This window comes from Flavobacterium sp. (assembly GCF_030146175.1).
Lineage (GTDB): Bacteria > Bacteroidota > Bacteroidia > Flavobacteriales > Flavobacteriaceae > Flavobacterium.
Window position 1 is genome coordinate 12,081 of record NZ_JASLCE010000024.1, and the last position, 23,844, is coordinate 35,924.

The window sequence follows — 23,844 nt, forward strand, 5'->3', positions numbered from 1 at the left end:
CGGGACTTTTTTATTTACAAACCCGCTCTTAATGCGGCAGTATATCTTTTAACAATCCGTAGATATAAGTTCCTAAAAGCGCACCGAGTAAAATCACACCGGCACCCCAAAATCCGGCTCCTAACAAAATAAAAATCGGTCCCGGACACGAACCAACCATCGCCCAGCCCAATCCAAACAACGTACCGCCAATAATATAACGGGCAAATCCTTTTTCTTTGGGTTCGATCGCAATGGGCGCACCGGTATAATCTTTTAGGTTTTTACGTTTGATCAACTGAACACCAATCAAGCCGGTCATCACCGCAACCATAATAATCCCGAACATATGGAACGACTGGAACTGGAACATTTCGTAAATACGATACCAGGATACCGCCTCTGATTTGGTTAGCACGATTCCGAATACAAAACCAACCAGTATAAATTTGATATATTTCATCTTATCTGAAAATTAAAGGTAATAGAAAATGGGACATGATCAATCCGCCGATAAAAAAACCGATTACGGCGATCAGCGAAGGCAACTGTAAATTACTTAACCCGGAAATAGCGTGTCCGGACGTACATCCGCCGGCATAACGCGTTCCAAATCCAATCAGCAACCCTCCGGCTAATAAAATGATAAAGGTTTTCGGATTTTTTAAGGCTTCAAAACCCATTAACGAATCCGGAGCCAGTTTCCCTTCCGGTGCTTCGATATGCATCGTTGCCAATTGTTCTATTGTTGTCGGATTCAGGTTTACGCCACTTCCGTCACTTAAAAAGTGAACCGCTACAAAACCGCCCAGCATGGCTCCAAAAACCACCGCCAGATTCCAACGTTGCGCTTTCCAGTCAAATCGGAAAAAATCGGCAAAACGACCCGCTCCGGCAATACTGCATAAGGTTCGTAAATTAGAGGACATTCCGAATGCTTTGCCAAAATAAAGTAGCGCCAGCATCACCATTCCGATCAAAAAGCCCGATATATACCAGGGCCAGGTTCCATAAATTACTTCCATAAAAAACTGATTTAGGGCAAAAGTACTTATTCGACCAGTATTTTGTGTAACATTGATTACATAATTTTCCGCAAACAAAATATTCTGCTACCTTTGAAACCATAAATTTACCCGCAGATGAAAAAGTTTTTTACCGAAATAAAATGGAGTATTATTTTTTCCGTAGCCACTGTTTTATGGCTGTTTTTAGAGAAAATTGCCGGCTTTCACGACGAAAAGATCAGTAGTTATTTCTATATCAGTTTGCTGTTCGGAATCGTATACATTATTGTTTATACGCTGGCATTAAAAGAAAAAAAGACAACTTTTTACAACGGTACCATCACCTACAAACAGGCGTTTATTTCGGGGGCTATTCTGACGTTACTCATCGCTGCAATAAGTCCGCTGGTACAAACGTTTTTCCATGAGGTGATTTCTCCGGATTTTTTCGACAATGCTATCGCGAATGTGATCAAAACCAAACCGGGTAATAAGGAATTTGCAACGGGTTATTTTAACCTTCAGAGCTTTATTTCACAAGGATTTTTAAACATCCTGTCTTTAGGAATTATACTATCGGCAATTGCCGCTTATTTTATTCAGACCAAAAACCGAAATTAATTATGAAAAAAACAGCTTTTGCCCTGCTATTACTGGCGTTGTCGGTTTCTTCCTGTATCAGCACCAAATCGACCATTAAAAATATAGACGAAACCGCTTCCCGCCCTATTCTTCGCGGGGATTATTATCTGCTGACCGAATATAGCGATAACGCCAAATACGGATATGATTCGGACTATCCGATCAATATCGGGTTTGTAGCGGAATCGCAGGAACAAAATAATGTGACGTACTTTTTTAACGGATTGGAAGGTCCTGACGGGCAAAAATTAAGCTTCGAAAAAACCGGAACCTGTTGTCCGTTTCCAACGAAACACAACCGTGTAGGTGCCGGAATGCTGGCGCAATATACCGTAAGCTGGGAAGGTCTGGCAAAACCTATCGTACTTTACTTTAACACTTTCGAAAAAGGCAAAATAATGTGTCCTAAAGGTTTATCCATTAAGAAAAACCCATCCCGAACACACTAATTTTAAGAATACTATAAGAAATCGCATCCTTCCAAAACGTTTTTTGGAAGGATTTTTGTTGTATATTTGTTTCACTTTTTAAGAATCCATTATGAACTTATCCAATATACCGCAAATCAAACATACTGATAGCGGAAATTTCTTTTTATTGGCCGGACCTTGTGCCATTGAAGGCGAGGAAATGGCCATGCGAATTGCCGAAAAATTAGTAGGCATCACCGACAAACTTGCCATTCCTTATGTGTTTAAAGGCTCGTTTAAAAAGGCTAACCGTTCCCGAATCGATAGTTTTACCGGTATCGGAGATGAAAAAGCCCTGAAAATACTTCAAAAGGTATCTAAAGAATTTGGCGTACCAACCGTTACTGATATTCACGAAAACCACGATGCTGAATTGGCTGCCGAATATGTGGACATTCTTCAGATTCCTGCGTTTTTAGTACGTCAGACGGATCTTGTGGTGGCTGCGGCGCAAACTGGAAAAACCGTAAACCTGAAAAAAGGTCAGTTTATGAGTCCGGAAAGTATGAAACACGCCGTACAAAAAGTATTGGACTGCCAAAACGAAAACGTGATGCTAACCGATCGCGGAACCATGTTTGGTTATCAGGATATGATTGTGGATTACCGAGGAATCCCAACCATGCAACAATTTGCTACGACAGTACTCGATGTGACCCATTCGCTACAGCAACCCAACCAGTCGGCCGGCGTTACCGGTGGTCGTCCGGATATGATCGAAACGGTTGCCAAAGCCGGAATCGCAGTTGGTGTAGACGGTATTTTTATCGAAACCCACTTCGACCCTGCTAATGCGAAAAGCGACGGTGCCAATATGCTACACCTGGATTATTTTGAAGGGCTGATGCAAAAACTGGTAGCGATCCGTAAAACTGTAAATTCATTTTAATTTTTACTATCGATAATGAAACATCCATTTTTAATGGCTGTGCTAACTTTTTGTGTTTTTTCACAGTACACCTTTGCTCAGGAAGAAGCAATCACACCTGAAAAATACACGGCTCACAACAAAGGTAAGTTTTACGTTTTCTGGGGCGGAAACCGCGCAAATTTCACCAATTCGGACATCCATTTTCAAGGTGCCGATTACGATTTTACACTGCACGATGTTGCGGCTCAGGACAAACCCAAAGGATGGCATATTGACTATATCAACCCGGGACGAATGACGATTCCACAAACCAATCTGCGTGTTGGTTATTTTATCACCGACAAATACAATATTTCAATTGGTGTGGATCATATGAAATATGTAATGCAACAGGATCAGCGGGCGCGTATTTCCGGTACGTATCCGGCAGAATACAACAACACGGTCGTGAGCAATGGAATGGTTGATTTAACCGATGAGAGTTTCCTTACTTTCGAGCATACCGACGGATTAAACTATATCAACACGGAATTTTCCCGTGTGGACGATATTTCAAAATGGTTTGGAATTACCGATACCGACGTATTTCAGATCAATGTAACCGAAGGTGTTGGTGGTGGTGTTTTATTCCCTAAAACCAATGCAAAATTGTTTAATAAAGAACGTCATGACGATTTCCATATTTCCGGATTCGGACTTTCGGCCAAAGCCGGACTTAACCTGACTTTCTTTAAACACTTCTTTATTCAGGCCGAATTAAAAGGTGGTTATATCAACATGAACGACATCAAAACGACGTATAGCAACGACGATAAAGCGTCACAGCATTTTATGTTTTTACAACGTGTGATTGCTTTTGGTGGTATTTTCAGAATATAATTTAAAAGAGAAAAGACGCTAGACAAAAGATATTAGACAAAAAAAGGCTCCGTTTGGAGCCTTTTTTTATGGATATAACGCCATAGCTTCTTTGATCAAATCCGTTAATACAATCGGATCTATTTCTTCCAGCGATTGGTAACGCAGTGATTTCATCGTATTTCGTCCTTCCGACACCAATAGCTCCTGATGTTGCACAAGCTTAAAACCTCTCGAAAAACCCAGATCGACATACTGTCGTTTATGACTCGCATTCAGAAAACAAAATGGCCTTCCTTTATAATACATATGCGGAACTTTCCACTTGTATTCCAAATGATACGAGGTTTCCAATGTTGTTTCTAAAACGGCCAACAGGTGCAATAATATCGAACGATACGGCTCCGGCTGGTTGATAATATAGACGTCGGCTGGTTTCATATTTACAGTTGTTGCTCTTCGGTAGAACTATTTTGTGTTTTATTTTTTGCCTTACGGATCAAACGTCGTCCGTAGCGGATTAGCAAAAAGTCGGCTACAGCCAATACAATCATGGCGACAATAATCCCCATATAGTATACAATCAGAAAACTGGGTTTCTCCCCTTTCAGATGTTCCGTATACGATGTAACACCGATAAGTGCCATCAGGAGATACACTCCGAACAATATCCCTATGATAACCAGTAAATAACCTACTATACGCATCGTTTTAAATCTTTTTACAAACATATCACTTGTTTTGGTAATTTCCGATCAATCTTTTATCAGATTTATTTTCTTAAAAAAATTGCTGGTTTCAAAAAATATCACTTACTTTGTTTTTCAAAGTACTTTTAAATGGATACAAATAATTATTTACAGGATTTAAAAGACATCAAGGACTTGATGAATAAATCGACACAGTTTATCTCATTGAGCGGTCTTTCCGGCGTTTTGGCCGGTGTGTATGCTTTGATTGGCGCCTTTGTGGCACAGTATCTGATCCGTACCAACACCGATGCCTATGTTTCCGTGAACAGTTCCCTGTTCCAGCAACTTGTTTTGGTTGCGCTGGCGGTACTCGTTTTTTCTTTAATCACGGCGTATATCTTCACCGTTAATAAAGCCAAAAAAACAGGCGAAAAAGTATGGAACTCCTCTTCCAAAAGACTATTGATCAACTTTTTTATTCCACTGGTAACCGGTGGGATTCTGACCTTGCTATTATTTGAAAAAAGCTATTACGATCTGATCGTTCCCACTACCCTTATTTTTTACGGTATGGCTTGTCTAAACGCCAGTAAATACACCTTACGGGATGTGCGTTATCTTGGGATTACCGAAATCATTTTAGGATTATTATCCGTAGTATTTTCCAATTATGGTTTGTACTTTTGGGCACTTGGATTCGGAATCTGCCATATCCTCTACGGTACTGTGATGCATTATAAATACGACCGAAAATAATTGTTTTGAAAAGTCTGATCGAAAATATCAATAAAGCGTTTGACCATCGGATCCGTCTGGGCATTATGTCCATACTGATGGTCAACGAGTACGCCGACTTTACGACGCTTAAAGAACTTCTAGGCGTGACAGACGGCAATCTGGCGAGTCATTCCAAAGCGCTTGAAAGTGAAAACTATATCGTTATTGAAAAACAGTTTATCGGGAAAAAACCCAATACCCGCTATATCGCAACTCAGGAGGGCCGAAAAGCCTTTCAGGAACATATTGACGCTCTTGAAAAATTAATCCAAAAACACTAACGCTATTTTTTTGCCTTTTAACTTTGAAATTCAAAGTACTTTTAAATATGAAAGATAAATTATTTGAACTGTTTTACACACTTTCCAAATTACCGTATCAGCACTTTTTTAAAAAGAATGCACCATGGAACGTTACCAAAGAGGAACTACTCTCCTATCCCGAAAAAACACTAGGAAACGACCTCGGAATATTTTTAACTGCAAATCATTTTACAATGGAACCCAAACTGGAAGACCACGATGTGATGCACATTCTCACCGGAATCGGAACGTCTGTAAAAGAAGAAATCGCAATGCAATGCTACCTACTCGGCAACGGAAAAAGAAGTGCCTATCTGTTTATGGTAGTACTAATCGGAACACTATTTTATTGCTTCGAATTAGCATTCTTCCACTCGTATTACAAACGAGGCCGCAAAGCATTGGCCTTTCATTACCTCGACTATTCGAAACTCTTATTACAACCAACCGAAAACATTCGAAAAACTTTTAAAATTCAATAACCTTAAATCAAATCAACATGGACCATCAATCTGAAAAAGACACTTCCAGACCGGAAGTAAACCTCCCAAAAATGCCGACTCCTTTTTTCCAAACGCCAACGGTCAAAATGATCATGATTGGCTTTCTGACGCTGTTTTTACTAATACCGCTACAATTTGTCAAAGATTTAATTTCGGAACGTTCACAGCGGAAAAATGAGGTGATTAAAGAAGTGAGTGAAAAATGGGGTAGCAGCGTTTATTTTTACGGACCTATTTTAAAAGTACCGTATACCGAAGCCAATAGCCAAACCTATAAATATGCTTATCTGTTTCCGGAAAAACTGGAAAATCAGACGACAGTCGAAACCAAACCGTTAAACCGGAATATTTATAACGCCACGGTTTACACGGCCGAAATGAATTTTAAAGGCTCCTATGTAAAACCCGATTTTGACATACAGAATATTCCGGCAGGAAACATACATTGGGACAAAGCGACCATCCTGATTCAGACCACCAATCTGAAGAGTATTAAAGATCAAGTCGACATTACATTTGGTGGCAAACCGTATACCTTCGAACCGATCTACAATAGCAATTCCGGTTATGAAGCACTGGAAACCGCTCCTATCAATATGGCAGGCGCAACTTTTCCAACTTCTTTTGATTTTAAAATCAAATACGATGGTAGTCAGCTGATCAAAATTGTACCGATTGGAAAAACGACGGAAATGAGTATGAAATCAAACTGGCATAGCCCGGGCTTTACCGGAAATTTCCTTCCGAACGATAAAACAAAAGTGATTTCAGATGATGGTTTTCAGGCCAAATGGAAAGTACTGCATATCAACAGAGCGTTTTCGCAGCAATATTTTAATACTCTACCGGATCTGAGTAAATATGCCTTTGGGGTTAATTTTATTGTGCCTGTTGACGAATATCAAAAAAATGAACGCGTATCCAAATACGGCTTCCTGGTGATCGGTCTTACGTTCCTGACATTTTTCCTGATTCAGTCCATCAGTAAAATCCGTATTCATATTTTCCAGTATTGTATGATCGGTATTGCGCTGGTATTGTTCTATACGTTGCTTATCGCAATAACCGAGCACAGTAGTTTCCACCTGGCCTATATTCTTTCCGGTCTCGCAGTTGTTCTGATGATCAGTCTATATTCGTTTTCCATTCTGAAGAATCCTAAATTCCCTTTACTTATCGGTACGTCGCTATCGGCTTTGTATCTGTTTATTTATATTATTATTCAAATGGAGAATTATGCCCTTCTTGTAGGCAGTATCGGTTTGTTTATCATCCTTGGACTTGTGATGTACCTTTCCCGAAAAATCGACTGGAACAGCAATTAATCCTATAAAAAAAGTCCCGATTTTGTCGGGACTTTACTTTTATTTATTGTTTTGCTTTTGGCGCCGGTGGCGTTTCCAACATTTCGATTTCGAAGATCAAATTGGTGTTTGGCGGGATAATCGCATATCCTCTTTCTCCATAAGCCAAATGTGACGGGATAAAAAGGATCGCTTTATCACCAAATGACATATTTTCCAATCCTTCGATAAAACCAGGGATCAAACCTTCTTTTTTACCGTAAGGGAAAGGGAATGGCATATACTGATTCGCAGCGGCTCTGTTGGCATCAAGCTTTCCGAAAGCTTTTGCAACATCTTCGTAGCTGGTATCAAACAAGTCTCCGTTTTCGAAATAACCGGCATAATGTACATATACCTGTGTTCCGGCAGCCGGTTTTTTACCGTTTCCTTTGTTAACAATAACATATTCCAATCCGGATTGTGTTTTAGTAGCTCCTGTTTTTGCTGCTGCAAATGCCGCTACTTTATCCGTTTTAATTTTACTTAAACCTTCGGCCAATTTCTTTTGTGCAACCGATTCGGTATCATAATAACCTTTGAATACTTTTGGCGCGTCGAATTTTTTAGCGTCTTTTCCAACACGGATAATTGTGATTTTTTTGATCACATCGTTTTGCTCGATCTTATTTACAACATCCATACCTTGAACCACTTCTCCGAAAACACTGTGTTTTCCGTCTAACCATGGCGTAGCTTTGTGCGTAATAAAAAACTGACTTCCGTTTGTACCCGGTCCGGCATTGGCCATCGATAAGATTCCCGCTTTGGTATGTTTTAATTCCGGTGCGATTTCATCTTTAAATTTATAACCTGGTCCACCTTCTCCATTTCCGTCCGGATCACCACCCTGAATCATAAAATCTTTGATCACACGGTGAAATTTAACGTCATTATAAAACGGTTTCCCTTTGAATTTATCTTTTACAAAAGGATTTTTACCTTCGGCTAACGATACAAAATTCGCTACGGTAACCGGCGTTTTCTGGTATTCTAATTTAACGATTATGTTACCTTTATTTGTCTCGATATCGGCATAAAGCCCGTCGCCTAACTTATCGTAAGATGACGTACAAGAGCTAAATAATGCAACAAGGCCTAAAAATAAACTTGTCATTGATTTCATTTTTAAATTGATAATTATTACTAGTTTTCGGGTTGGTTTTTTGTATTTTCAGTTTCGGTTTTCGGAGCCGGCTTGCTTTTTTCGGAAGCACCCGGTTTTAAATCGGTCAATGTAACCGTACAGATTAACGGTTGATTGGTGCCGATTTTATCATTATCCCCGTGATAGCCATATGCCATATGCGACGGAAATAAGAACGTTACCTTTTCTCCTTTTTTCATCAGTTTGATTCCATCGCGAAGTCCCATCATGATGTTTTGTTTGTCCACATGATATACCTGCGATTTTAAATCGGCTTCCGAATAAATCAGTTTACCGTCCAGGTCGCTGATGTTATAATCAAAATAAGCGATATCGCCTTTTTTAGGCGTCAGGGTTTCTTTATCATTTTTGATATCATATCGATACCAGTATCCTTTGGCTGAAGCAACATAGGCCTTTGCGGTATCTTTACTGATCACCGCCTCGATAAGCGATTCTTCATTGGCGATCAGTTTTTTATTTCGCTTGATCGATTCTTTGATAAAAGTCCCCGAACTATGCGAAATCGGATGCCGTGCCTGTTGTTGAGAACAGCTTGTAAAAGCAAATCCCAAAACGGCCAGCACTAAAAAATAGATTCTTTTCATAAGTTATGTTGTCTTTTCAGACGCTAAAATAGCAATAAATTGTTGTATCGTTTCGTCTAATGGTAAAAAGGATTTTCCGCCGGCCGCATTGATATGTCCGCCGCCGTTGAAATGTTCGCGGGCAAATTGGTTTACATCAAAACCACCTTGCGAACGGAACGATATCTTAACAATCCCCTCTTCTCTGTTTTCGATAAAAATAGCCGTAAAATCGATTCCTTTAATCGATAGTCCGTAGTTTACTATTCCTTCGGTATCACCTTTCACATAATGAAACTGATCCAATTCGTCCTGACTTAAAGTGATATAAGACGTTTTGTATTCCGGTAACAGTTTCAGGTTTTGCAAACCGCGTCCTAATAACTGCAAACGGTTATAGGAGCTTGTATCGAACAACAGGTTATGAATCTTACTGTTTTCTACACCACGGTCGATCAGATCGGCTACAACACGATGTGTCGTACTGGTTGTAAGCGGGAATCGGAATGAACCCGAATCGGTTACAATTCCGGTATAAATACAGGTTGCCACCGTCTTATTGATCAAATCGGAATATCCCAATTCGGTTAAAAACGTATACACCATTTCGCAGGTAGAACCGTAACTCGTATCGGAAAACGTATATTTTGCATAGGCATCCGGCAACTGATGATGATCGATCATGATGAATAATTTTTCCGTCAACGTTTTCAGGAAATTTTCCATCTGTTCACCGGTTCGGTGCAGCGCGTTAAAATCTAATGTAAAAACAATATCCGCCTCGTTTATCAGCGTTTCACAGGTTTTTTTCTGGGTTTCAAAAACCCGAACCGTATCGGCTCCCGGAAGCCAGTTTAAAAAATCCGGAAATTCATTGGGCGCTATGACAACCGCCTTATGGCCCAGTTGTAAAAAAGTGTGGTACAATGCCAGTGTCGACCCCATAGCGTCTCCGTCCGGATTTCGATGGGGAATGATCGCGATTTTTTTTGGCGAGGCCAATAACGTATGGATCGCTTCCATTTCATTTTTATTCATCATGCTGCGAATTTACATTTTTTTGGTTCACAAAAGGGTTAGTATTTCCTTAAAAATAAAGGTTTCGAAAAAACCGATAAAATAATACGGCATTCCGGACGTTTTTTTTGTATTATTGTCCCCATTAAAGCATAGTACTAAAATGAAAACGATTCGAAAAGCCCTACTTTTTTTACTGTTTCTATCCGGAAGCAGTCAGCTTTATAGTCAGGATTACCGTTTTGTCACGACCGGTGTCAGCGTGGCCGAAAAAGATAAAAAAGGAAAATGGAGCGATTATACCGAATTCCGTAAAGCGGAAATCATTATCGATCTGAATACTCAAAAAAACCGGATTATGGTTTATTCCAACGTCGAACAGTTGTTTAAAATCATTAAATATTTCGATGTTAAATCTACCCCTACCGACGACATTGCTTCTTTTCAATGTGTCACCAACGAAGGAGATGATTGTACGATTGCTATTTACACCCGTAAAAAACAAGGTAACCGCAAACAATTATACATCTATTACAACGACCGGATTGTGGTTTACAACATGAAATATCTAAAAGATAAATAATAAAAAAAAGAGCTGTCAAATGACAGCTCTTTTTTTTATTTCAATTTCCAATTACAGGAACATTTTCAAAATATAATACATTATTGCCGCGATCAGGGCCGAAACCGGGATCGTAAGAATCCAGGCCCATAACAGGTTAATCGTTACACCCCATCGTACCGCTGAAATACGTTTTGTAATTCCAACCCCGATAATCGAACCGGTAATGGTGTGTGTCGTTGATACCGGAACTCCCATATGCTCGGTTAAATATAAGGTAACCGCACCGGCAGTCTCGGCTGCAACACCTTCAAGAGGCGTTACTTTGGTAATTTTAGATCCCATGGTTTTAACGATCTTCCATCCACCACTTAGCGTTCCCAAACCGATCGCCAGGAAACTCACAAAAGGAACCCAGGCCCAATCTTCCACAAAGTGTGCAAAACGGTGGCTCGAATCCAAAGCAGTATAGGCTACGTCACCAATATTCATATGATAACAGATTACAGCAGCTCCGATGATCCCCATAACTTTCTGAGCATCATTCCCTCCGTGTCCTAAACTAAATAAGGCCGAAGATACTAACTGTAATTTTTTAAACCACTTATCAGCTTTATGCGGATTGGCCTTTCGGCAGATGTTCATAATTAAAATGGTAATCAGATAGGCGATAAGCATACCGATTAACGGGGCACAGAAAATAAACAGGAACGTTGGGATTACTTTGGCGTAGTTAATTACGTCTATTCCGTTATCGGATAAAGCGCCGGCATGTGCCAGTGCTGCTCCCATAAATCCTCCCAATAAGGTGTGGGATGAAGAAGACGGAATTCCAAGCTTCCAGGTTAGTAAGTTCCAGATAATTGCTGCGATAAGTCCGGCCAGAATCACTTCCAGCGTGATAAAGTTTTCGTTAACCGATTTGGCGATGGTGTTACCAATCTTAAATTCACCGATCCAGTACATGGAGATAAAATAAGCTGCGAAGTTAAAAGCCGCCGCCCATAATACCGCCTGAAAGGGCGTCAGTACTTTTGTTGCCACGATGGTCGCAATCGAGTTGGCCGCATCGTGAAAACCGTTGATATAATCAAAAATCAGTGCTAATACAATGATAATGACAAGTAATGTAAAATCCATACGATTTATTTTCTGGGGGTGATGACTGTTGTTATGAATATTTAACCGTTACCGATTCTAAAACATTGGCAACACTCTTACACTTGTCGGAAGCAGTCTCTAATGCCGATAATACTTCTTTGTATTTGATGATATTTTTAGCATCGGTTTCGTTTTCGAAAATATCCGCTACGGCTTTATCGAATACGTTATCCGCTTTACTTTCCAGTTTGTTGATTTTTTTACAAGCATCAGCAATGGCTTTTAAGTTTTTAAGGTCTTTTAATTCCTTAATTGCATTTCCGATATGCTGACAAGCTTCCAAATTGATTTCCGTTAATTTACGGATCGATTTTGTAATTTTTTCTACCTGATACAAACGCATTCTACTTGCCGCTCCGTGCATATAATCGGCTACGTCATCGATAGCAGTGATCAAAGCGTGGATATCTTCACGGTCGAATGGCGTGATAAAGTTACGGCTTAATTCCAGGTTTGTTTTATGGGTAATTTCTTCGATGTTAGCTTCTAACTCTTCAATCTTTTTGAAGTACTCTTCTCTTTCATTTTTCGGTGCATTTACTGCTTCGTGAAGGGTTTCTGCCAATTGAATCAGGTTAATAGAAGCCTGCTCAAAAAGAGGAAAGAATTTCTTATCTTTCGGTACTAAAAACTGGAAAATGTTGTTTAATGACATCATATGTTAATTTAATGACGCGAAATTACCCTTGTAATGTTAAGCTAACGTTAACTAAATAACAATTCATGTTTAATTAATCCCCTTCAAAAACTTCAATAGACACCCACTTTTTTATTGGTAATTAAATCGTAAATTAGCGCTCCAACAAACAAACTCAAAGCGAAACAACATATAATGGACTTAAACTTCAACAAAAACGAAGATCATAACAAGCTTTTAGTCTCCGAATTAAAACAAAATTTAGCAAAAGTAAAGCTCGGAGGTGGCGAAAAACGAATTGCAAAATTACACGCCGAAGGCAAAATGACAGCCCGTGAGCGTATCGATTATTTATTGGACGAAAAGTCAAAAAGTGTCGAAATCGGTGCTTTTGTAGGCGACGGAATGTATAAAGAACACGGCGGATGTCCATCCGGTGGTGTGGTTGTCAAAATCGGATATATCAAAGGAAAACAATGTATTGTTGTTGCCAATGATGCTACCGTAAAAGCCGGAGCCTGGTTTCCGATTACCGCGAAAAAGAACCTGAGAGCACAGGAAATCGCAATGGAAAACAAATTGCCGATTATTTATCTGGTGGATAGTGCCGGAGTATACCTTCCGATGCAGGATGAGATTTTCCCCGATAAAGAACACTTTGGTCGTATTTTCCGTAATAATGCCATCATGAGTAGCATGGGAATCACCCAAATCGCTGCCGTAATGGGAAGCTGTGTTGCCGGTGGTGCGTATCTTCCGATTATGAGTGATGAAGCCCTGATTGTAGACAAAACCGGAAGTATTTTCCTGGCCGGAAGTTACCTGGTTAAGGCTGCTATTGGCGAAACGATTGATAACGAAACGCTGGGTGGCGCAACAACGCATTGCGAAATTTCAGGAGTAACCGACTATAAAGCCAAAGATGACAAAGATGCTTTGGATACGATTAAAAACATTGTAGGTAAGATTGGTGATTTCGAAAAAGCCGGATACAACCGTGAAAAACCGGCCAAACCTGCTTTGGATGAAAACGAAATTTACGGTATCCTACCGAAAGCGCGTTCCGAACAATACGATATGATGGACATCATTAATCGTTTAGTAGACAATTCGGAATTCGACGAATATAAAGCCGGGTACGGACAAACGATTATTACCGGTTATGCCCGTATTGACGGTTGGGCTGTTGGAATTGTAGCCAACCAACGTAAAGTGGTTAAAACCAAAAAAGGCGAAATGCAATTTGGTGGTGTTATTTATTCCGACAGTGCCGATAAAGCAACCCGTTTTATTGCCAACTGTAACCAGAAAAAAATCCCGTTGGTATTCCTTCAGGATGTAACCGGATTTATGGTAGGTTCCAAATCCGAACATGGCGGTATTATTAAAGACGGTGCCAAAATGGTAAATGCCGTATCCAACTCCGTTGTTCCGAAATTTACCGTAGTGGTAGGAAACTCCTATGGTGCCGGAAATTATGCGATGTGTGGAAAGGCTTACGATCCAAGATTGATCTTCGCCTGGCCAAGTGCCGAACTAGCCGTTATGGGCGGTGCGCAGGCAGCCAAAGTGTTATTACAAATTGAAGCGTCTTCGCTAAAAGCCAAAGGAGAAGAACTGACTCCGGAAAAAGAAGCCGAGATGTTCGACAAAATCAAAGCGCGTTACGATGCGCAGGTATCGCCTTATTATGCCGCTTCACGACTTTGGACCGATGCTATTATCGATCCGTTGGATACCCGTAAATGGATTTCCATGGGAATCGAAGCTGCCAACCACGCTCCTATTGAAAAACCGTTTAACCTTGGCGTAATCCAGGTTTAACACAACATATTGTAACAATTTTAAAAATCTACTACTTATTCGTAAGCAGTAGATTTTTTATTTATGCTACCGTTTTCTTTACCCGGATTAAAATCAATACGACTATGAAAAACCTTATACTCGCTTCTCTTTTATTATTTGGTTTCCAACAGGTTTCCGCTCAGTTAATCACCGAAAAAGACGTTTTTACCCGTAGGGATTCCCTTCATGGTGGTTTGCGGGCCGAACGTACCAGTTATGACGTACAACGTTACGACCTTAATATCAAAATCAACCCGGAAGAACGTTCGATCACCGGTTATAACGACATCACTTTTAAAGTGGTTACGCATACCAATATGATTCAGGTAGATCTGTTTGAAAACATGAAAGTCGACAGTATCGTGTTTCAAAATAAAAAACTGGACTACAAACGCGATAACGATGCCGTTTTTATTGCCTTTCCGGAACGCCTTCTAAAAGGAAACACCGAAACCATACGGTTTTATTATTCCGGAAAACCCATCGTAGCCAAAAATGCACCATGGGATGGCGGTTTTGTATTTAGCAAAGACAGCAAAGGAAAAGACTGGATCGCCGTAGCCGTACAAGGAACCGGAGCAAGTTTGTGGTATCCGGTTAAAGATTCGCAAACCGACGAGCCTGATAATGGCGCCTCCGTAAAAGTAGCGGTTCCAAACGGTTTGATGAATGTTTCCAACGGTCGTTTTAAAGGTAGCGAAGATTTGAAAAATGGGTATACCCGTTGGGATTGGGAGGTGATCAACCCGATAAACAATTATGACATTACGGTTAATATCGCCGATTATGCGCATATCCACGACAATTACAAAGGTCTTGACCTCGATTATTATGTGTTACGTGAAAATGAAGACAAAGCCCGTAAACATTTTGAAGAAGTAAAACCGATGATGGATTGTTTCCAGTCGAAATTTGGAAAATATCCATTCTGGGAAGACAGCTATAAATTGGTCGAAACACCTTATTTAGGTATGGAACACCAAAGTGCCGTAGCCTACGGAAACAAATACCGCAAAGGCTATTTGGGATCGGATCTGAGCGGTACCGGTATCGGACTGACATTTGATTTTATCACAATACACGAATCCGGACACGAATGGTTTGGAAATAGCATTACGTCTAAAGATATTGCCGATATGTGGATTCACGAGGCATTTACCACGTATACCGAAGCGGTTTTTGTAGAATGCAATCTGGGTTACGACAAAGCGTTAGCTTATGTAAACGGTCAAAGTCGCAACGTTAAAAACGACCGTCCTATTATTGGTTTTTATGGTGTGAACAAAGAAGGTTCGGGCGATATGTATTACAAAGGCGCTTTGCTACTCAATACGATTCGTCATATCCTTAACGACGACGCCAAATGGTGGAAGCTTTTACTGGATTATTCCGAAACCTATAAAAAGCAAATTATCGATACCGAAACGGTTATCGCTTTCTTTAATAAGGAAACCGGAAAAGACCTGACACCGATATTCAACCAATACCTACGCTATAAAAACATTCCGGTATTGGAACTTCGAACTCAAAACAACCGTTTGGAATACCGCTGGAAAGCCAATGTGGATAATTTCCAGATGCCGGTAGAATATACTTACAAAGGGAAAACCGCCCGAATAGACGTTACAACCGAATGGCAAAAATTTGACAAAAAGGTAACCGCCGATCAATTGGAATTTAATACTAAAAAGATGTATTACAATGTTCAGAAATAATTTACAAAATATATTATTTTAACATTTAAAACCTGTAAAAACACAACTTTTAACCAATAAATTATCAAATATTAATTTTATTTAGTAACTTTCATACTAAATCAAATTGTCATTTGTTATGGATAGAGTAAAAAGTTTAAACAAATGGGCCAACGCTCATACCAGCTATCCGATAGATCTGGTGCGTATTGGCCTTGGTGTCTTTTTGTTTTTAAAAGGCGTATTTTTTATCACAAACAGACAGTACTTACACGAAATTCTCGGTCATATGAACAAGAATTTTGGTAGTGAAATGCTACTAATCCATTATGTGGCCTCGGCACATATGGTAGGCGGTATTATGATCGTTTTCGGATTACTGACCCGCTGGTCGATTTGGGCGCAATTGCCGATACTAATCGGAGCGGTGATGATTAACTTTTTAGGACAAATGAATGTACAAAACCTGATTATGGCCGCCATCACGCTGTTGGTTTGTGTCTTTTTCCTATTCTACGGAAGTGGAAAACATTCGGCCGACTATTATTTTAAAATGAACCAATAGTTCTTATAAAAAACCCGCCACAAAGACCACTTGAACCAACGTGTATTCAGAAACGTGTTGTGAACAGCTAACAGGTGACTTTGTGGTTTTTTTTATGCCCTTATGCCACGGTTTCCTTCCGCTTGATTTTTCCGGTTTCGGTTTCTTTAAAATGGGTTACAAAAAGGATTTCTTTCGGTTTTTCAAATTTATCCAATTTGCCAAAAGCTTCCGGTGCCAGAGTATACGGTTCCCCTTCGATCACCAATACCAACTTTTCGCCCAGCGTATCGTCTTCCTTTCCGATCACAAAATAACGTTGCGGTATAGCCATAGCCAGCTTCTCCTCGATCTGTTCCGGGAACAATTTCACGCCACCACTATTGATCACGTTGTCATAACGTCCCAACCATATAAATTGCTTTTCTCCGATTATCGTTACCATATCGTTTGTTACCAAGGGTTCCTCACAAATGCGCGGTGCGTTTATCACCAGACAACCGCGTTCGTCGGTAGCAATATGTATGCCCGGTAATAGCGTAAAAGCCGTTTCCTGTATTTTTTTAGCCGCAATATGGGTAATTGTTTCCGTCATCCCATAGGTTTCATAAATGGCCACCGGTAGTGTTTTTAACTGTTCGACCAAAGTGGCGTTTAGTTTGGCTCCGCCGATAATTAGTTTTTGAACCTGATCCAATTCGGCCAGTGATTGTTCCACCTGCAAAGGTACCATCGCCGCAAAATCGTATTTTTTCCCCGTTATATCCAACGGACGGGAATCCGGTACGACATAATCCAACTCCAATCCGAGGATAAAGGCGCGCACCAACATCATCTTACCCGCTATATATTGTATCGGCAAACAATGAAGTGCCGTATCGCCCGGTTTTAAATCGAAAAAATCGCCTGTTGCCAGTGCCGAATTGACCATTGCCGCCTTTTGTAAGTGTATTTTTTTAGGCGTTCCCGTGGTTCCGGAAGTTGTCATTTCGATATATTCTTTTCCGTCAAACCATTCCAGAATAAAGTTCCCTAATGCTTTTTCGTGAGCGTCTCCTTCTTTTACAAAAACATAGGCTTTATCATACAGTTCTTTTCCGTTAAAATGCAGCCCGTTTAACTTAAAACGATTGTGCACATTTTTGTAGGTTAGCTTATTCATCATAATCCTCTTTATTTTCAAATACGATTTTACCGGTTAGCTTTTCTTTCCAGTTTTTCCATTGGTATTTTCGCGAATAGATATACAGCAATACCGGGAAGATAACGAACACCGGCAGTATCACATCAAAACCGGCCGATGGTTCCGACATATCTTTTAAAATGGAATGGGTCTGAAAAACCGTCCAGTCGGAAGTAACCAAAAGCGCTCCAACCAGGTTATTGGCCGCATGGAAACCCAACGCCAGTTCCAATCCTTCGTCCATTAGCGTCATTATTCCCAGAAAAAATCCGGTTCCGATATAATATATCAATATAATATTTCCCATTTTCCCGACTTCCGGGTTGGCAATATGCAGTAGTCCGAACAATATAGAAGTGGTCAAAAATGGAATCAACCGACTTCGTGTCACCACACCGATACCTTGCATCAGGTAACCGCGAAACAAGTATTCTTCGAAACTGGTTTGCAATGGGATAAACAATACCGCCAATATCAGAAAGGTAAAAAACGGTACCGGTTGGAAATTGAACGTAAAGTTTTCGGGATGCGAAAAATAAACCGCCAGCGTCAGTACGATCGATATTGTTGCCCATAATCCGAATGAAAATAAAATCCGGCTCCAATCCACTTTTGGCCGCGAAGTCGTCAAACTGGTAATACTTTGACGGTGTATCACTTTTACCCAAACCCATAACAACAGACAAGCAATCGAAAGTGGCAGAATAATCATTACAAAGGTCATATTTTCACCAAAAGCGGCTATGGTTTGATGCATTGCCTGTTCGGTATCGATCTCGGAAGCCGCCATATAATTGGCAATCATAACGGCAAAAAAGAACACCGGAATCGGTAAATACAAAAAGAAACGAAAGTTTTTGGTTTTGACTTGTTCGATAAACATATCTGTTACTGGATTTTAGTACGCTCCTTATAGAAACCTCAGGAGGAAAATTTGTTTTCACTAAGTTAATCCAATTTTCACAGAATAGTAGTTCCTTTGTAAAAAATATTGCGCTATGATTACAATTTACCACAACCCGAGATGCAGCAAATCCAGAGAAGGACTTTGCCTGTTGGAAGAAAAAGGAATTACATTTGAAACCGTAAAATACCTGGACGAACCTTTGAGCCGTGAAGAACTGCAATCGATTATCCAGAAACTGGGGATTAAACCGATCGAACTGGTGCGTCAGAAAGAAACGCTTTGGACCGAAAATTATAAAGGTCAGACGCTTTCCGACGATGCGATCATTACCCTTTTAGCCGAAAACCCAAAACTAATTGAACGTCCGATTGTTATCAATGGCGACAAAGCCGTTATTGGTCGTCCAACCGAAAAGATTCTGGATATTATTTAGAATCAGTATACGTTTGTTTTAACAAACATTTGTGATTCCGCACTTAAACCCAAGGTTACTTTTGCAGTCAAACCTTGCAAATCAAACTAATTACACATGAAACGATTTCATTTTGCGGTAGTAATGTTCTTACTATTGTCTTCTGTTGTCTCTTTCGCTCAAAAACCAGACGTCAATAAGGTTACCGTTACCGGACGTGTTGTGGACAGCGAAACCAAGCAACCCCTGGAATATGCTAATATCTATGCCCAAAATCTTAAAAACAAATCACTTGTTTCCGGTGCGATGACCAACGACAAAGGGGAATTCACTTTTGAAGTACCCGCCGGAAATTACTATATCAAGGTGGAATTCCTTTCCTTTAAGACTGTTGAAATCCCACAAAAAGAACTTAACAAAGACACCAGTCTGGGAATGATCACACTGGCACTTGATGCCAAACAACTTCAGGAAGTTACCGTAGTAGCCGAAAAAAGTACCGTAGAGATCAAACTGGACAAAAAAGTATACAACGTTGGAAAAGACATGACTGTTAAAGGCGGTAGCGTGAGCGATGTGTTGGACAATGTTCCTTCGGTTACGGTTGATTCTGACGGTAACGTAAGCTTGAGAGGTAACGACAACGTTCGTATTTTGATTGACGGAAAACCTTCGGGACTTGCCGGAATCAATGTTGCGGATGCTTTGCGTACACTTCCGGCCGACTCGGTTGATAAAGTGGAAGTCATCACTAACCCGTCGGCGCGTTATGATGCCGAAGGTGGTGCCGGTATCGTAAACATCATCCTTAAAAAAGGAAAAGCACAGGGAATTAACGGTAGCGTTATGGCTGTGGCCGGAAATCCGGACAATTTTGGTGGTAATACCAATATCAATTTCAGAAGCAAAGAGTTTAACCTGTTTACCAACTTCGGTTACAACTACAGCAACAGTCCGGGGAATTCGTTTACCGATTCGGAAAACTTAGATCGTACTACCGGTGCGGTTTCCAGCTATATCGAAGAGCGTCGTAAAAACAAAAGAGAGCGTAAAGGGTATAATGCCGGTTTCGGATTGGAATGGTATTTAACCAAATCCTTAACCTGGACGAACTCGATTGGAGTCCGTAAAAACAACGGTGCCAATCCGGATAATGTATTCTTTAATAATTATGATGCCAATCACGATTTTTTATACACCCGTAACCGTTTTAACGATCAGTCAAACGATTCACAAAATTTAGAATACTCGACAAATTTCACGCAGAAGTTTAAAAAAGATGGTCATAAATTAACCGTTGATTTTTCGGCTTCTACCAACCGTGATAATGACGATGCAACGATTAGCGATACCCGTTTTGATACCGGTGTGGCTACTATTGACAGAACCTTAAACAACCAAAAACAAACGCGAAGCCTGTTACAAGCCGATTACGTTTTACCAATTGGAAAGAAAAGTCAGTTTGAAGCGGGTTACCGTGGTGACTTTACCGATTTGATCACCGATTACCGTGTGGATCATTTTAGTAGTAACGCCTGGATGAACGATCCGAACTTTACCAATATTTTCGAATATAAAGAGCAAATCAACGCGCTTTATGCACAGTTTGGTTCTAAGATCAGTAAATTCAGTTATATGGTGGGAATGCGTTTTGAAGATTCCAACATCGGGATTGACTTTTTACGTACGGAACAATTCAATACCAAAAAATACCACAATTTCTTCCCAAGTGTATTCTTAAGCTATGAGTTTGCACAGGATAACAGTATTAGTTTAAGTTATAGCAAACGTATCAACCGTCCGAGAGGGCGTTTCCTAAATCCGTTTAACGGATTATCGAGTAACATCAACGTATTCGAAGGAAACCCGGATTTGAATCCGTCGTATACCAACTCCTTTGACCTGGGTTATTTGAAACGTTGGGACAAATTGACGTTGAATACGTCGGCTTATTTTAATAAAACCGATGATAGTTTCCAGTTTATTAAAAAAGCAACCGGAAATGTAATCGACGGTAACCCGGTATACGCCAATACGCCGGTGAACTTAGCTACCGAATATCGTTTTGGTTTTGAATTTACGTTGAATTATACGCCATACAAATGGTGGAAATTAAACGGTAACTTCAACTTCTTCCGCAACGAGTTGGAAGGAAGTTATACTTATATTGATCAAAACAATACAGAGGTTTTTACCGATTTAAGCAATACGGCTTACAGCTGGTTTACCCGTGTGAGTTCGAAAGTGAGCTTACCATATGGAATCGACTGGCAAACCAATGGGACGTATAATGCACCGCAAAATACCTCTCAGGGAAGAAGCGAAGGAATCCTATCGGCAAACTTAGCTTTGAGCAAAGACATTCTGAAAGATAAAGCAACGATTGCCTTAAATGTAAACGACATTTTTAATTCCAGAAAAAGAATTACCGATACCAACATTCCACTCCTACTGAATTCACACAGTGAAATGCAATGGAGAGAGCGTCAGATCAACCTAACCTTTACGTACCGTTTTAACAAAAGTAAATCCGACAGGGATAAACAACAAAAACGCGACGATAATGGTGGTGGTGAAGAATATATGGGTGGATAATCTCCCAAAAGCAATAAAAAAAGCTCCGTATCTACGGAGCTTTTTTTATGCAATCTAGTTGTCGTTTTTTCTAATTGATGATCAACTTTTTAATCAGTGTTTGATCTGCTGCGGTTACTTTCGCCATATAAATTCCGGATGGCAATCCCAATTGTAATCGGGTTGTTCCGTCAAAATCGAATGTACGTACTTTTTGTCCGGCGATGTTATAGATTTCAATTTGTCCGCGATCAACGCTACCGCTAATCATCAGATAATCGTGTGCCGGATTCGGATACAATACCATTTGTAGTTTTGTTATATCTTCGGTTGTTAAGGTAGCCGACCATGCTTCTCCCGCATGAACACCCCAGATATAATCCGCCAAATTTGGATGATCAATAAATGGATTACGGTTCATTTGCCAGGTATAAATATAATTGTTACGATTCATTTCAAAATCATCCGATGGATCGCTGTGATTCCACGTCAATAAAGACGCCAGATCGCCCAATTGTCCTACCGTCGTATCCGGTGGATTACCGTTTACCAGATCCAATGCGTTATAACGGATCGCCATATAAAATAAAGCACGCGCTACATCGCCTTTCCAGGATCCCTGGTTGCCTACCGGTCCGTTGTAATCGGTACCGCCATAATCGCGGTTGTTACGCGAACTGTTTTCCGGTCCGTCTTCCGCTCGTAAATGATGTGCATCGGCATGGGCCGCATTAATATCGTCCGCATTCGTTGGTAACCAAACATTGATTCCATCCGGTGTTGATGACGTTCCGTTACTAAATCCACCACGGGATTGCGGATAAATGTGTTCGCGGTTCCAGGTGCCTACATTACTGCTTCCGGTCTGAAAATCGAGTTTTGCACGTGGCGCTTCCACATACATCATCCAAACCTGATTGCTGTTTAGCGGATTCTGATCGGCTTTTTTCAGGATATCGACAATATCGCCATAATTATGCGCGCGTACTACGGCCGGATTGGCGATAATATTCTGAATTCCCTGTTTTAGCGCTGCTCCGCTTAGTCCTTCCAGCGAACTGTAATAACCGGCCGGAGCGGTACTACTTACCACACCATGGGTAGGATTTAGAGGCGTTCCCCAGGCTGAAGTGGTATAATCGTTGTCAATTACGCGAATCTCGATAAAGTCGTTCATCCGAACATAACCCGATGGAAGTGTCCCGAATTTAATTCGTAAAACTTCATCGCCTTCGTCTTCGGTATCATCTACAAGTTGAATCGTCGTGGTAAACGAATTGGAACCTGCCGGTATAAAAACCGTAGTATTTCCGGTGAAATCAGCATTGGTAAAACTACCGTTGTTCAGCGTAAAATTAAAGGTAAGATTACTCGTTACATTCGTTTGCGTAGTAAAGGTGATGTTAAAACTATCGCCTTCGGTCAGATGCGTTGTCGGAGCGGTAATCGTGATACCGTTAAAAGCAATACCGCTACCATCGTTGTTACGGCCCGGTGTTGGCGCTTTAACTTCATACGTCCCGTCGTTTTTACGCTGAATGGATTGCGTAGTCCCCTGGGAAATCATATTTTCATTAATCTGAGTCGAAACACCCAAAGCGGTCAATAAAGCTGAGGCCTGTGTATTGTTGTTTCCGTAAACCAGCGCATCGATAAGATTGGTCGTTGAGGCCGGAGTATTCATTGGAAAACTGGAAGCACTCGCCTGATATATCGCAATCGCATCCGGTCCGTTCTGAATGGTATTGATCGAAAAAAGATAGTTCGGAACCGGCGATACTAAGGGATTTCCCAATACGATAATTCCATTGGCATCGGTAACCATACCGTTTAAATCGATCACATAATAACTCAAATTCGACGTTCCGGTACTTCCACCGTTAAACATAACCAGAATATAACCGTTTAACGAAAAATTGGGTGTCGCCGATTTTAATTCAACGAATTCTTTATCGTCTGTCGAAGGCGTATCCGAATCCAGTTCGTTGATAACCACCTGCGAAAACATAAAATTCGTCGCTAATAGAAATAAAATTTGGAGGAGTTTTTTTGTCATTATAAGAAAGTTTAAAGACAAATGTAGCCATAAAGACTAAAAAATGATCTTTTTCAAATGTTAATACGTAACTG

Annotated in this window: 26 protein-coding genes; 14 read left to right on the forward strand and 12 right to left on the reverse strand. The window is 40.4% G+C overall.

All coding sequences use genetic code 11. From position 1 onward, the window contains the following. Window positions 1–28 precede the first annotated feature (28 nt). Both Q1R07_RS02685 and Q1R07_RS02690 read right to left on the reverse strand, forming a co-directional pair. Window positions 29–442 (reverse strand): DUF6691 family protein, encoded by a 414-nt coding sequence (locus Q1R07_RS02685; protein WP_300485749.1) that lies wholly within the window; start codon window positions 440–442, stop codon window positions 29–31. 1 nt (window position 443) lies between these two features. After that, window positions 444–1,004: a YeeE/YedE thiosulfate transporter family protein gene (locus tag Q1R07_RS02690; protein WP_300485750.1), complete on the reverse strand. Its 561-nt coding sequence runs from the start codon at window positions 1,002–1,004 to the stop codon at window positions 444–446. Between the two features lie 117 nt (window positions 1,005–1,121). Here Q1R07_RS02690 and Q1R07_RS02695 point away from each other — a divergent pair, with 117 nt between their 5' ends. The 4 genes from Q1R07_RS02695 to Q1R07_RS02710 all read left to right on the forward strand — a co-directional run bounded on the left by Q1R07_RS02695 (window position 1,122) and on the right by Q1R07_RS02710 (window position 3,848). Continuing rightward, the gene (locus tag Q1R07_RS02695) at window positions 1,122–1,607 is read left to right on the forward strand and encodes a DUF4199 domain-containing protein (RefSeq protein WP_300485751.1); all 486 of its coding nucleotides are present in this window, start codon (window positions 1,122–1,124) and stop codon (window positions 1,605–1,607) included. Window positions 1,608–1,609: 2 nt separating this feature from the next. Then, window positions 1,610–2,077 carry a 2-dehydro-3-deoxyphosphooctonate aldolase gene (locus Q1R07_RS02700; protein ID WP_300485753.1) on the forward strand — a complete coding sequence of 156 codons (468 nt, stop codon included), beginning with the start codon at window positions 1,610–1,612 and terminating at the stop codon, window positions 2,075–2,077. 91 nt (window positions 2,078–2,168) lie between these two features. Then, the gene (gene kdsA, locus Q1R07_RS02705) at window positions 2,169–2,987 is read left to right on the forward strand and encodes a 3-deoxy-8-phosphooctulonate synthase (protein ID WP_300485755.1); all 819 of its coding nucleotides are present in this window, start codon (window positions 2,169–2,171) and stop codon (window positions 2,985–2,987) included. A gap of 15 nt (window positions 2,988–3,002) precedes the next feature. Continuing rightward, window positions 3,003–3,848 carry a hypothetical protein gene (locus tag Q1R07_RS02710; RefSeq protein ID WP_300485757.1) on the forward strand — a complete coding sequence of 282 codons (846 nt, stop codon included), beginning with the start codon at window positions 3,003–3,005 and terminating at the stop codon, window positions 3,846–3,848. A gap of 66 nt (window positions 3,849–3,914) precedes the next feature. Here the strand turns inward: Q1R07_RS02710 and Q1R07_RS02715 are convergent, their stop codons facing one another. Together Q1R07_RS02715 and Q1R07_RS02720 are read right to left on the reverse strand one after the other, a co-directional pair. Next, window positions 3,915–4,268: a DUF1801 domain-containing protein gene (locus Q1R07_RS02715; protein ID WP_300485759.1), complete on the reverse strand. Its 354-nt coding sequence runs from the start codon at window positions 4,266–4,268 to the stop codon at window positions 3,915–3,917. 2 nt (window positions 4,269–4,270) lie between these two features. Further along, window positions 4,271–4,558, reverse strand: coding sequence for a hypothetical protein (locus tag Q1R07_RS02720; RefSeq protein ID WP_300485761.1), 288 nt, complete (start codon window positions 4,556–4,558; stop codon window positions 4,271–4,273). A 108-nt stretch (window positions 4,559–4,666) separates the two neighbouring features. Between Q1R07_RS02720 and Q1R07_RS02725 the strand changes: the two genes are divergently transcribed. The 4 genes from Q1R07_RS02725 to creD all read left to right on the forward strand — a co-directional run bounded on the left by Q1R07_RS02725 (window position 4,667) and on the right by creD (window position 7,426). Then, window positions 4,667–5,275, forward strand: a complete 609-nt coding sequence (locus tag Q1R07_RS02725; RefSeq protein WP_300485763.1) for a hypothetical protein — start codon at window positions 4,667–4,669, stop codon at window positions 5,273–5,275. A gap of 5 nt (window positions 5,276–5,280) precedes the next feature. Continuing rightward, a complete protein-coding gene (locus tag Q1R07_RS02730; RefSeq protein WP_300485765.1) occupies window positions 5,281–5,577 on the forward strand; it encodes a transcriptional regulator in 297 nt (98 codons plus the stop codon). 47 nt (window positions 5,578–5,624) lie between these two features. After that, window positions 5,625–6,080 carry a hypothetical protein gene (locus Q1R07_RS02735; RefSeq protein WP_300485767.1) on the forward strand — a complete coding sequence of 152 codons (456 nt, stop codon included), beginning with the start codon at window positions 5,625–5,627 and terminating at the stop codon, window positions 6,078–6,080. A 71-nt stretch (window positions 6,081–6,151) separates the two neighbouring features. Then, entirely contained in the window at window positions 6,152–7,426 is a 1,275-nt protein-coding gene (gene creD / locus Q1R07_RS02740; protein ID WP_300485834.1) for a cell envelope integrity protein CreD, read from the forward strand. A 43-nt stretch (window positions 7,427–7,469) separates the two neighbouring features. Here creD and Q1R07_RS02745 read toward each other — a convergent pair whose 3' ends face one another. From Q1R07_RS02745 to Q1R07_RS02755, 3 genes are read right to left on the reverse strand one after another with little or no spacing between them, the layout of a single operon-like run. Next, window positions 7,470–8,561 (reverse strand): peptidylprolyl isomerase, encoded by a 1,092-nt coding sequence (locus tag Q1R07_RS02745; protein WP_300485769.1) that lies wholly within the window; start codon window positions 8,559–8,561, stop codon window positions 7,470–7,472. A 29-nt stretch (window positions 8,562–8,590) separates the two neighbouring features. Then, window positions 8,591–9,199 carry a gliding motility-associated peptidyl-prolyl isomerase GldI gene (gldI, locus tag Q1R07_RS02750; RefSeq protein ID WP_300485771.1) on the reverse strand — a complete coding sequence of 203 codons (609 nt, stop codon included), beginning with the start codon at window positions 9,197–9,199 and terminating at the stop codon, window positions 8,591–8,593. Window positions 9,200–9,202: 3 nt separating this feature from the next. After that, window positions 9,203–10,216 (reverse strand): bifunctional oligoribonuclease/PAP phosphatase NrnA, encoded by a 1,014-nt coding sequence (locus Q1R07_RS02755; protein ID WP_300485836.1) that lies wholly within the window; start codon window positions 10,214–10,216, stop codon window positions 9,203–9,205. Between the two features lie 142 nt (window positions 10,217–10,358). Between Q1R07_RS02755 and Q1R07_RS02760 the strand changes: the two genes are divergently transcribed. Continuing rightward, window positions 10,359–10,778, forward strand: coding sequence for a hypothetical protein (locus tag Q1R07_RS02760; protein ID WP_300485773.1), 420 nt, complete (start codon window positions 10,359–10,361; stop codon window positions 10,776–10,778). 51 nt (window positions 10,779–10,829) lie between these two features. On the opposite strand, the gene Q1R07_RS02765 is transcribed toward Q1R07_RS02760, so the two are convergent. After that, complete coding sequence (locus tag Q1R07_RS02765) at window positions 10,830–11,897, reverse strand: inorganic phosphate transporter (protein WP_300485775.1); 1,068 nt, start codon at window positions 11,895–11,897, stop codon at window positions 10,830–10,832. A 31-nt stretch (window positions 11,898–11,928) separates the two neighbouring features. Further along, the gene (locus Q1R07_RS02770) at window positions 11,929–12,573 is read right to left on the reverse strand and encodes a DUF47 family protein (RefSeq protein WP_136402937.1); all 645 of its coding nucleotides are present in this window, start codon (window positions 12,571–12,573) and stop codon (window positions 11,929–11,931) included. Window positions 12,574–12,750: 177 nt separating this feature from the next. Between Q1R07_RS02770 and Q1R07_RS02775 the strand changes: the two genes are divergently transcribed. From Q1R07_RS02775 to Q1R07_RS02785, 3 genes are all read left to right on the forward strand, one after another. Beyond that, window positions 12,751–14,379, forward strand: coding sequence for a carboxyl transferase domain-containing protein (locus tag Q1R07_RS02775; RefSeq protein WP_300485777.1), 1,629 nt, complete (start codon window positions 12,751–12,753; stop codon window positions 14,377–14,379). Between the two features lie 104 nt (window positions 14,380–14,483). Continuing rightward, window positions 14,484–16,115, forward strand: a complete 1,632-nt coding sequence (locus tag Q1R07_RS02780; protein WP_300485779.1) for a M1 family metallopeptidase — start codon at window positions 14,484–14,486, stop codon at window positions 16,113–16,115. A gap of 118 nt (window positions 16,116–16,233) precedes the next feature. Then, a complete protein-coding gene (locus Q1R07_RS02785; RefSeq protein ID WP_300485781.1) occupies window positions 16,234–16,659 on the forward strand; it encodes a DoxX family protein in 426 nt (141 codons plus the stop codon). 100 nt (window positions 16,660–16,759) lie between these two features. On the opposite strand, the gene Q1R07_RS02790 is transcribed toward Q1R07_RS02785, so the two are convergent. Together Q1R07_RS02790 and Q1R07_RS02795 are read right to left on the reverse strand one after the other, a co-directional pair. Beyond that, complete coding sequence (locus Q1R07_RS02790) at window positions 16,760–17,800, reverse strand: AMP-binding protein (RefSeq protein WP_300485840.1); 1,041 nt, start codon at window positions 17,798–17,800, stop codon at window positions 16,760–16,762. After that, window positions 17,793–18,704, reverse strand: coding sequence for a CPBP family intramembrane glutamic endopeptidase (locus Q1R07_RS02795; protein WP_300485783.1), 912 nt, complete (start codon window positions 18,702–18,704; stop codon window positions 17,793–17,795). Before Q1R07_RS02795 ends, Q1R07_RS02790 begins: the two co-directional genes overlap by 8 nt. Before the next feature lie 115 nt (window positions 18,705–18,819). Here Q1R07_RS02795 and arsC point away from each other — a divergent pair, with 115 nt between their 5' ends. Together arsC and Q1R07_RS02805 are read left to right on the forward strand one after the other, a co-directional pair. Then, window positions 18,820–19,161, forward strand: coding sequence for an arsenate reductase (glutaredoxin) (gene arsC, locus Q1R07_RS02800; protein WP_300485785.1), 342 nt, complete (start codon window positions 18,820–18,822; stop codon window positions 19,159–19,161). Window positions 19,162–19,257: 96 nt separating this feature from the next. After that, window positions 19,258–21,735, forward strand: coding sequence for an outer membrane beta-barrel family protein (locus Q1R07_RS02805; RefSeq protein ID WP_300485787.1), 2,478 nt, complete (start codon window positions 19,258–19,260; stop codon window positions 21,733–21,735). A 70-nt stretch (window positions 21,736–21,805) separates the two neighbouring features. Here Q1R07_RS02805 and Q1R07_RS02810 read toward each other — a convergent pair whose 3' ends face one another. Further along, the gene (locus Q1R07_RS02810) at window positions 21,806–23,770 is read right to left on the reverse strand and encodes an endonuclease (RefSeq protein ID WP_300485789.1); all 1,965 of its coding nucleotides are present in this window, start codon (window positions 23,768–23,770) and stop codon (window positions 21,806–21,808) included. Window positions 23,771–23,844: the final 74 nt, after the last annotated feature.

Bases quoted from the DNA above. Each gene is read 5' to 3' on its own strand.
- Q1R07_RS02790 (WP_300485840.1), bottom strand. From the start codon at position 17,800: ATGAATAAGCTAACCTACAAAAATGTGCACAATCGTTTTAAGTTAAAC.
- Q1R07_RS02700 (WP_300485753.1), top strand. From the start codon at position 1,610: ATGAAAAAAACAGCTTTTGCCCTGCTATTACTGGCGTTGTCGGTTTCT.
- Q1R07_RS02785 (WP_300485781.1), top strand. From the start codon at position 16,234: ATGGATAGAGTAAAAAGTTTAAACAAATGGGCCAACGCTCATACCAGC.
- Q1R07_RS02755 (WP_300485836.1), bottom strand. From the start codon at position 10,216: ATGAATAAAAATGAAATGGAAGCGATCCATACGTTATTGGCCTCGCCA.
- Q1R07_RS02810 (WP_300485789.1), bottom strand. From the start codon at position 23,770: ATGACAAAAAAACTCCTCCAAATTTTATTTCTATTAGCGACGAATTTT.
- Q1R07_RS02745 (WP_300485769.1), bottom strand. From the start codon at position 8,561: ATGACAAGTTTATTTTTAGGCCTTGTTGCATTATTTAGCTCTTGTACG.
- Q1R07_RS02805 (WP_300485787.1), top strand. From the start codon at position 19,258: ATGAAACGATTTCATTTTGCGGTAGTAATGTTCTTACTATTGTCTTCT.
- creD (WP_300485834.1), top strand. From the start codon at position 6,152: ATGCCGACTCCTTTTTTCCAAACGCCAACGGTCAAAATGATCATGATT.
- Q1R07_RS02720 (WP_300485761.1), bottom strand. From the start codon at position 4,558: ATGTTTGTAAAAAGATTTAAAACGATGCGTATAGTAGGTTATTTACTG.
- Q1R07_RS02765 (WP_300485775.1), bottom strand. From the start codon at position 11,897: ATGGATTTTACATTACTTGTCATTATCATTGTATTAGCACTGATTTTT.
- Q1R07_RS02775 (WP_300485777.1), top strand. From the start codon at position 12,751: ATGGACTTAAACTTCAACAAAAACGAAGATCATAACAAGCTTTTAGTC.
- gldI (WP_300485771.1), bottom strand. From the start codon at position 9,199: ATGAAAAGAATCTATTTTTTAGTGCTGGCCGTTTTGGGATTTGCTTTT.
- Q1R07_RS02770 (WP_136402937.1), bottom strand. From the start codon at position 12,573: ATGTCATTAAACAACATTTTCCAGTTTTTAGTACCGAAAGATAAGAAA.
- Q1R07_RS02760 (WP_300485773.1), top strand. From the start codon at position 10,359: ATGAAAACGATTCGAAAAGCCCTACTTTTTTTACTGTTTCTATCCGGA.
- Q1R07_RS02685 (WP_300485749.1), bottom strand. From the start codon at position 442: ATGAAATATATCAAATTTATACTGGTTGGTTTTGTATTCGGAATCGTG.
- Q1R07_RS02695 (WP_300485751.1), top strand. From the start codon at position 1,122: ATGAAAAAGTTTTTTACCGAAATAAAATGGAGTATTATTTTTTCCGTA.
- kdsA (WP_300485755.1), top strand. From the start codon at position 2,169: ATGAACTTATCCAATATACCGCAAATCAAACATACTGATAGCGGAAAT.
- Q1R07_RS02690 (WP_300485750.1), bottom strand. From the start codon at position 1,004: ATGGAAGTAATTTATGGAACCTGGCCCTGGTATATATCGGGCTTTTTG.
- arsC (WP_300485785.1), top strand. From the start codon at position 18,820: ATGATTACAATTTACCACAACCCGAGATGCAGCAAATCCAGAGAAGGA.
- Q1R07_RS02710 (WP_300485757.1), top strand. From the start codon at position 3,003: ATGAAACATCCATTTTTAATGGCTGTGCTAACTTTTTGTGTTTTTTCA.
- Q1R07_RS02725 (WP_300485763.1), top strand. From the start codon at position 4,667: ATGGATACAAATAATTATTTACAGGATTTAAAAGACATCAAGGACTTG.
- Q1R07_RS02795 (WP_300485783.1), bottom strand. From the start codon at position 18,704: ATGTTTATCGAACAAGTCAAAACCAAAAACTTTCGTTTCTTTTTGTAT.
- Q1R07_RS02780 (WP_300485779.1), top strand. From the start codon at position 14,484: ATGAAAAACCTTATACTCGCTTCTCTTTTATTATTTGGTTTCCAACAG.
- Q1R07_RS02735 (WP_300485767.1), top strand. From the start codon at position 5,625: ATGAAAGATAAATTATTTGAACTGTTTTACACACTTTCCAAATTACCG.
- Q1R07_RS02715 (WP_300485759.1), bottom strand. From the start codon at position 4,268: ATGAAACCAGCCGACGTCTATATTATCAACCAGCCGGAGCCGTATCGT.